The organism is Microcystis sp. M49636_WE2 (assembly GCF_030065375.1).
Classification (GTDB): domain Bacteria; phylum Cyanobacteriota; class Cyanobacteriia; order Cyanobacteriales; family Microcystaceae; genus Microcystis; species Microcystis aeruginosa_C.
Genome location: NZ_JASJFG010001046.1, coordinates 1 through 7,067, shown reverse-complemented (window position 1 = coordinate 7,067; position 7,067 = coordinate 1). Strand labels below are relative to the sequence as shown.

Here is a 7,067-nt window from a genome sequence, read left to right as displayed (position 1 = left end):
TCCCGCTTCTTGAAAAAGTTTACTCGTACCTCGTGCAGATTCAACGATTGCTTGTGCTAATTGAACAACCCGTAATTTGCGATACCGAGTGGGAATTTGTTCGGTGGTAGCAACGGCACGCACATAATCAGTCCATGAGAACATCATAATCATTTCCTCCTATTATTAAACAGTTTCCAAATACTAAAAGTTAGGGAATGCCAATTAATTGATTACTGCTCAAAATTCTTGAGATTTTCCTTTAAGTAAGCCAAGAGAATCTCTAGACGTTTTGCTTCCGCTTCAGTGAGGTGATCGCCCTTTTGTTTTAACTCAAAATACCGCTTAGTAGAACTAGCTAAACGAATAGTTTTACCCAATTCTTCTAAGGCATTGAAGTAGGGAATCACGGTATTAGAAGGGGTTAAAGGATAGTTAGTAGTTCTGTGGTAAGCTTCCAATACTTCAGTAGCTAAGTTTTTCTCGATTTGGCTGGGGGCTAAAGTAATCCCTTTTTTGATGTTAACTACAATATAAGGACTCACGGGTTTATTATTAGTTGAAGTCACAATCCCATTCGATCCCATTTTCAAGGTTTCTATCTCAACGGGTTCAAAGAAAAAGGCATAAGCTCCTGTTTGTAAGGGAGCTTCTCCAATCACAGGTCTTTGCTCAACGTTAGCAGGATAAAGACCAAAAGTTGATGTTTTTACTTGGGGTTGAAATCTAGCTTCAACAACAGTTGCTAGAATATTATTAATGCCCTGTAAGGCTGTACTTCCCACTGTTGTATAAGGTATTAAACTAGGAAAAGCCGCCCCTACAGTTCCTACAACTTGCTGCAATGACTTGGTAACTTGTTCTAAGGTAGAACGTCCTAATCCTTGACAAAAACTACTAAACGATAAATACAATCGCTGAGATTTTTCATCTTTTTGAAAGTCTTCAATGACAGCAACATTTTCAGCCCAAATGTCTGTTACATCTAAAGTCATTCCAGAGATGTGATTAAGATAGTGAACCTTTAAAATAGGGGTTTCTTGATCTCCTAATCCTATCTGACTGACAAGAGCGAAATAGTTATTATCCCACTGTCCTGCTAAATAATCACCTTTGTATTTAGTGTATAGTTGCAGTGAAATTGTATTGATCGAGATAGTAAAATCCTCCGCAGGAGCAATTAAAGCATCATTGTCCTTGATATAGGGATCAAGTAATTTTCCCGGTTCGTGAAGAGGAACTCTACCAATAGTTGTCGTGGTCATTTGATATTCTCCTGATGGCATCAATAATGCAGGTAATACATCTAAGCAATTACTGTTGTCCCGGTGATTAAATCTTTAAACTTTGCCGCAACCTGATTTTCCCAAGCCTGAAAAATCAGATCATCTTCAAATAATTTTTGAGGATTAATGGTAGAATTAGGATTGATCAGAACTCCGATATCTCGGTATTCAGGTTGCTCATCTAAAGCGTAAGCTGCTAACTCACTACAAATCCATTTATCAGGACAGTTGAGAGCTTCAGACAGTAATTTTTTGATTTTTTGACGTGATAAAAGACTGAGTATCTGACCGGGTAAACTTCCAGAAAAGGCATGAGCTAGGATTAGTTTATAGTCATATTTTTTACCTACTTCTGGTTTGAGAATCTCAACAATACGCTCTGCAATCTCATCAGTTAAATCTTTGGGTTTGCGGAAGAAAATTTGGCAATTAGAAGGTTCAAAATAGGGATACAAAGGATTTTCTTCTACCATATTCGTGCCAGCATTCGCTTCAATACAGGTATTTTCACCCGTAACGATGAGAGCGTGAGTAGCATAAATATTGCTCATTTTATCCCACTTAGTAAAATAAGCAATTCCTCGACCAACTGGATTTGTTCCGTCATAGGTAAAACCGATGTAACCCTTGTTATAGTTAACTCCGTAAACAGGGTTCAAGGTGACAATTTCAAGTCTGGCTTTTTGTTGTAGTTGAGTAGTCATTTTTTTGCCTCTCAGAACGTAACAAAGGAAGTTCTAACTCTGTTCGGAAGTGATATAGATGAGTTAGATAGCTGGCGTGACTAGGTAAAATTAGTTGCGGTATTTATACTTAACACTCTAGATTATTTATCAGAACTTGCTGCCCCAAAGACGGCAAATTAACATATTTCTTTAGGTTTCTGTATATAAGTTTACAGAATATTGTTCGGCTATTTATTAATAAAAAAAGTTGAGTTTGATTGAAAACCATCCTAACACCTAAGCTCGCCAATCTGAACTTTAGCCGATTCTCGATCGCAATTTTAGCCCACCCTAGCACTGCGCTCTTTTCCCAGGAGGATTTTTACCAAGAAAAATGATCTGTCTGCCTGAGAACAGGCTATAGTGATCATCAAACCCTCAGTGAAAAACTTCCCGTGTCTTCAGTATTCCGCCTTCCTCCCTATTTTTCTCCCGCTCTGCAGCGTCGAGTCATGAAAACTCTCGCCGCAAAAAAAACCCGTCAATTCTTGACATGGGCGGCAGCTTGTGCTAGTTTTTTGATCCTCTGGGCGTGGAATTGGCAGTTAGTTTTGGCCACTTTAACCGGGGTGGGGGCGATGATCGGAGTTTACCATCTCCAGGGTCAAAACTGGCCATCGCTGTGGCTGTGGGGGCGTGCTTTTTTCAGCGCCGATAGCGGTAAGTTAACTTTAGCGGTAGTCTGTGGCGGTTTAGGCAGTTTAGCCACCTATCTCGCTGTGGCAATTTGGACCTATGCCGAAAATCGCTGGTTGGCCCTGGCCTCAATTTTGCAAGGATTTGGCACGGTTTTGACCTTAATCCTACTAGGATGGCATTTTCTCGACCATCGCGGTCAAAATGAGTCCAAAAACTTTGATCGCTGGTTAGAAAAATTAACAGTCAATGATCCCTTAATGCGCTTAATGGCAGTCCGACGTTTAAGTGAAATGCAACTTTCCCCCAGTCGTCGAGAACAATGCCAAGAATACTTCCGCTATCTTCTCTCACGAGAAACCGATGCACAAGTGCGATCGGCTTTACTCGATAATTTTGCCGGCCAAGAAACAATCAAACCGCAACCTTTACAAATACCCCTACAGGTGAAAAAATCCCTCTTTAAATATGATTAAAAAGCTCTCTGCTATTAGCAATCAGCCCCCAACTAAAGCTGACTGCTAGAGGCTGAAGACGATATTTTTTTACACCAAAGTTAACTGGCGATCCTCGATATTTTGGAACATCAGCGTACTCAGATAACGTTCTCCAAAACTAGGCTGAATCACCACAATTAATTTACCCTCATTTTCCGGTCGTTGGGCCAGTTGAATTGCGGCACAAAGATTGGCACCGGAAGAAATCCCCGAAAGTAACCCTTCCTCTTTTGCCAGACGACGACCAAATTGAAAAGCTTCCTCATCACTGACAGTAATTACCTCATCAATCAGATCTGTGCGTAAAACTTCCGGAATAAAACCCGCACCGATACCTTGAATTTTATGAGGACCGGGATTACCCCCAGAAATCACCGGACTATTGAAAGGTTCCACCGCAACCACTTGAAAACTAGGTTTACGCGATTTAATCACTTCAGCGACTCCCGTAATCGTGCCTCCAGTACCCACACCTGCAACAATAAAATCTACCTGTCCCTCCGTATCTTGCCAAATTTCCTCAGCAGTGGTGAGACGGTGAATTTCTGGGTTGGAAGGGTTGCGAAATTGTTGCAACATATAAGCGCCGGGGATACTATCAACGATTTCCTGAGCGCGTAAAATTGCCCCTTTCATGCCTTGGGAACCGGGGGTAAGTTCTAGGGTAGCACCGTAGGCTTTTAACATCGCCCGGCGCTCTAAACTCATCGTTTCCGGCATAGTTAAAATCAAGCGATAACCCTTAGCTGCCGCAGTCATCGCTAGGGCAATTCCCGTATTGCCAGAGGTGGGTTCCACTAAAACCGTGGTTTCTGGATTGATTAAACCCGCTTTTTCGGCACTATTAATCATGTGAGTGCCAATGCGGTCTTTGACGGAAGCAGCGGGATTCATCCCTTCTAATTTCATCACAATTCGGCCAAGACAGCCCTCCGCCTGGGGAATCCGATTCAATTGTACTAAAGGAGTGCGGCCAACCAATTCGGTGACATCGTGAGCGATACGCATGATATTTTCTCTGTCTGGGTGATTCGTGTGCTTATTTATAGCGGTAAGCTCTCAGCTTTAGCGTTTGAGAATTTCCTCACTAGCCAAGGAGGCGCTATATAGCTCACTTATAGCAAAGGCCAGCCCTAGATCGGTAAAATTTCCATTTTCCTTTGTTTCTTTCGTCAGTCCGAGTTGATTCCCAGAGACAGGCACAACTACCATGACCGATAAGATTGCTTTTTTCCAAAAGCTTATACTTGTACTAAAATAACTATGGATAGTTTACTAAAGTCAGAATTACGGTCATGACCATTAAATCTAATCTAGCCCTATTGAAAGAACAACATATAGAAATCAAGGGCTATTTGAGCGATAGGTTAAAAGCACGTCATCTAGAATGGATTGTAGAACATCTTGATGATCCTGTAGCGGCGGAATTGTTCCAGATTATCATACAAGAACGAAATGAGAGAGCCAAAGTTAATTCAAATCAGTCCTTGCAAATATCCAGACACGAGGGCAAAATTGAACAGTTAGGAAAAAGTAATCAGAATTTATACAACCAGAATGTTGAGCTTAAACAAGAAGTCAGTTATTGGCAAGAAAAAGTTAATGAATTGCTACAAAAGTTAGAGCAGTTACGTCAAGATTTATTAGATTTTGATCAATCTGAGATTTATCGTTTAGGTCAATGGTTAAAGGCTAGTCTATCTAAAACTGGCCAGGAACGTCAACAGGCTTTACTAGAAAAGGAATTAGTTCATAAAGACAGTTATAATCTAGCGGTGAGCGATCTAAAAAATACTATTCAGCAACAACAGGATGGGATTACACAAATAAAAGAGCGAGCCATCTCTACAGTTGAATCTCTGGAAAAAACTAATGATAAACTACGAAGACAACTGGGGGATATTAAAAAATATATTATTAATAACTATGGCGATAAAAAGTGGCAAGAAATCACTCGTTACTTTGCAGATGACCAGGAACTGAAGCAATGAAGTTACTAGAAGAAATAAACTATCGCCAATGGCAAAAAAGAAATAGTGAACTATTTCATGGCCTTTCCCTAGAGCAACAAAGACAAGCGAGAAAAAAGGGCTATTATAATAGCGGCTGGGGGAAGGTTAAAAGCTCTTGGGAGCTTCTTCAGGATTTTAAAAATAATACTTATAAAGTTGTCAGTTTATTTGAGCATGAATTAAATAAGGGAAATCTTGTCAAAGCCATTGATTTAGCCATTATTGAGTCTGAAAAAGCTAAAAAAATATCTGAGGAAGGAAAACAAGAGTTAGAAAAAATCTCGAAAAATTTGCATGAAATAGCAGATAAAGCCTTGGCTAAATATCCTTTATTATGATTATTATGTACTGCCATGAATAAAATATCAAAATCAAAGTTGTCTCAATTATATAGCTCCGATGAAATTGCAGAAATCTGGAATGCTAATCAACATCTAGCAGTTATCGAACATCCCCAAAAAGGATTAATTAGCCCGAATCAATATCGAATAATGGCCAAAGAAAAACCCTGTCCTTTTTGTGGCAAAAAGATGAAACATGGCGAAGAATTTAAAACTTCTTCCCAGTCAGAAGCTATCAAAAGGGGTTACGAATATAATAATTCTCAAGGGGAAAAAGTTATTAATCAAATCAATCAGATATTTTTTCATCCCAATTATGTCACTATCGATCATATAATTAATAAAGCCCGCTGTCCCGAAAAAATGTTTGATTTTGATAATTTACAACTGGTATGCTGGCAGTGTAACCAAGCAAAAAGTGATGATAATGCCTATGAACTTCGTCACACTTATGAGTATTTATCTAGTCTAGTCGATCAAACAGCAATTCGTTATCCTCTTCTGGAAAAGACCAATGACTTAGCCAAGTTTAACAAACTTTTTAATAAACCTTAATTAACTTTATAATCTGAGCAAATAGCCTTCAAATTTAATCGAAAACCCATAGTAAAATTCCACTATAATTGAATTGAGCTAATCTGAGTCAAAATCAATAACTTGTTTGCTTTTGCCTCATGTCTAAAAGAGACAATTGACACCTATCATTACGTCGCACTTTAGCAAAGGAGAATTTAAAGTCAGGCTAAATTTTTGTAAAAGTTTCTTGACTATTATGACAAAAGATGCTAGGTTTTCAGATAATTTTCAGTAGTTTTTGATGAAATCATCACAAATTACTGGCAAGTTTAATAGACCTCTTGTAAAAATCAAAAATTGTTGTTGGGGTTAGGAGCCAGTAGTCAGTAGTCAGTAGTCAGGAGAATTAAGAATGAATAATAATTAATTAAATGGTCTATTTACAGATTTTATGCAATTTAATCCTTATTTTTGCCGTTTTTGAACCCTTAAAAATTAATTATGCAAGAGGTTTAATTATGAAAAAAGGTTGAGCGCCGATGGTCAAACCCGAAACCTAGCTGCTAACAACCGAAAAAGTTGGGTTAGTATGAGGGGAGATACCCTCTGAGGAGTTGCACTAATTATATGGACATCAAATTAATCTTGTTGGCATTAACGGCTGTATTCACCGTCTCTTGTCTCTTTTTCGGCACCCGCAACGGTTTTTACGATAGCGATAACTACGATGGCAATGGTTCCGCTCACTAACCAGTCATCATAATCAGGGTTGCCATGGTTCAACGCTCTACTGCCGTCTGGGGGTCAAAATCCCTTTTATCCTGTTTACCTTTTGGTGTCGGTCACGCGTCGGAAGGGGTTTGTCTCCTACTGAAAATCGGTCCCTATCGCATACTTTTAGATTGCGGTTTGGCCGATATGCAACCCCTGACCCAAAACAAAAAACCACCCGTGGATCTGGTGTTCTGTAGTCATGCCCACAGCGATCACATCCGTGGGTTAATGGCTCTCCATCAGACCTATCCCCAATTGCCAGTTTATGCCAGTGAGGTGACAGTACAACTGCTGCCCCTAC

10 protein-coding genes are annotated in these 7,067 nt (G+C 39.6%); 6 read left to right on the top strand and 4 right to left on the bottom strand.

The genetic code is table 11. The annotated features are described in order from the left end of the window. Nucleotides 1–212 precede the first annotated feature (212 nt). A complete protein-coding gene (locus PX484_RS24180; RefSeq protein WP_287767008.1) occupies nt 213–1,244 on the bottom strand; it encodes a hypothetical protein in 1,032 nt (343 codons plus the stop codon). 41 nt (nt 1,245–1,285) lie between these two features. Further along, nucleotides 1,286–1,969, bottom strand: coding sequence for a hypothetical protein (locus tag PX484_RS24175; protein ID WP_287668092.1), 684 nt, complete (start codon nt 1,967–1,969; stop codon nt 1,286–1,288). Between the two features lie 416 nt (nt 1,970–2,385). On the opposite strand from PX484_RS24175, the gene PX484_RS24170 reads away from it, so the two are divergent. After that, nucleotides 2,386–3,102 (top strand): hypothetical protein, encoded by a 717-nt coding sequence (locus PX484_RS24170; protein WP_043997704.1) that lies wholly within the window; start codon nt 2,386–2,388, stop codon nt 3,100–3,102. 69 nt (nt 3,103–3,171) lie between these two features. Here PX484_RS24170 and cysK read toward each other — a convergent pair whose 3' ends face one another. Then, complete coding sequence (gene cysK, locus PX484_RS24165; RefSeq protein WP_002800887.1) at nt 3,172–4,131, bottom strand: cysteine synthase A; 960 nt, start codon at nt 4,129–4,131, stop codon at nt 3,172–3,174. Nucleotides 4,132–4,188: 57 nt separating this feature from the next. Then, complete coding sequence (locus PX484_RS24160) at nt 4,189–4,335, bottom strand: hypothetical protein (protein WP_216628723.1); 147 nt, start codon at nt 4,333–4,335, stop codon at nt 4,189–4,191. An 83-nt stretch (nt 4,336–4,418) separates the two neighbouring features. Between PX484_RS24160 and PX484_RS24155 the strand changes: the two genes are divergently transcribed. The 5 genes from PX484_RS24155 to PX484_RS24135 all read left to right on the top strand — a co-directional run. Next, a complete protein-coding gene (locus PX484_RS24155) occupies nt 4,419–5,114 on the top strand; it encodes a hypothetical protein (RefSeq protein ID WP_002800886.1) in 696 nt (231 codons plus the stop codon). Continuing rightward, the gene (locus PX484_RS24150) at nt 5,111–5,473 is read left to right on the top strand and encodes a hypothetical protein (RefSeq protein ID WP_287668089.1); all 363 of its coding nucleotides are present in this window, start codon (nt 5,111–5,113) and stop codon (nt 5,471–5,473) included. Before PX484_RS24155 ends, PX484_RS24150 begins: the two co-directional genes overlap by 4 nt. Before the next feature lie 15 nt (nt 5,474–5,488). Then, nucleotides 5,489–6,031 carry an HNH endonuclease gene (locus PX484_RS24145; protein WP_287767010.1) on the top strand — a complete coding sequence of 181 codons (543 nt, stop codon included), beginning with the start codon at nt 5,489–5,491 and terminating at the stop codon, nt 6,029–6,031. A gap of 588 nt (nt 6,032–6,619) precedes the next feature. Beyond that, complete coding sequence (locus PX484_RS24140; RefSeq protein ID WP_002737208.1) at nt 6,620–6,742, top strand: DUF8629 family protein; 123 nt, start codon at nt 6,620–6,622, stop codon at nt 6,740–6,742. Between the two features lie 24 nt (nt 6,743–6,766). Next, the coding region (locus PX484_RS24135) for an MBL fold metallo-hydrolase (protein ID WP_288105957.1) at nt 6,767–7,067 on the top strand (301 nt) is incomplete at its 3' end.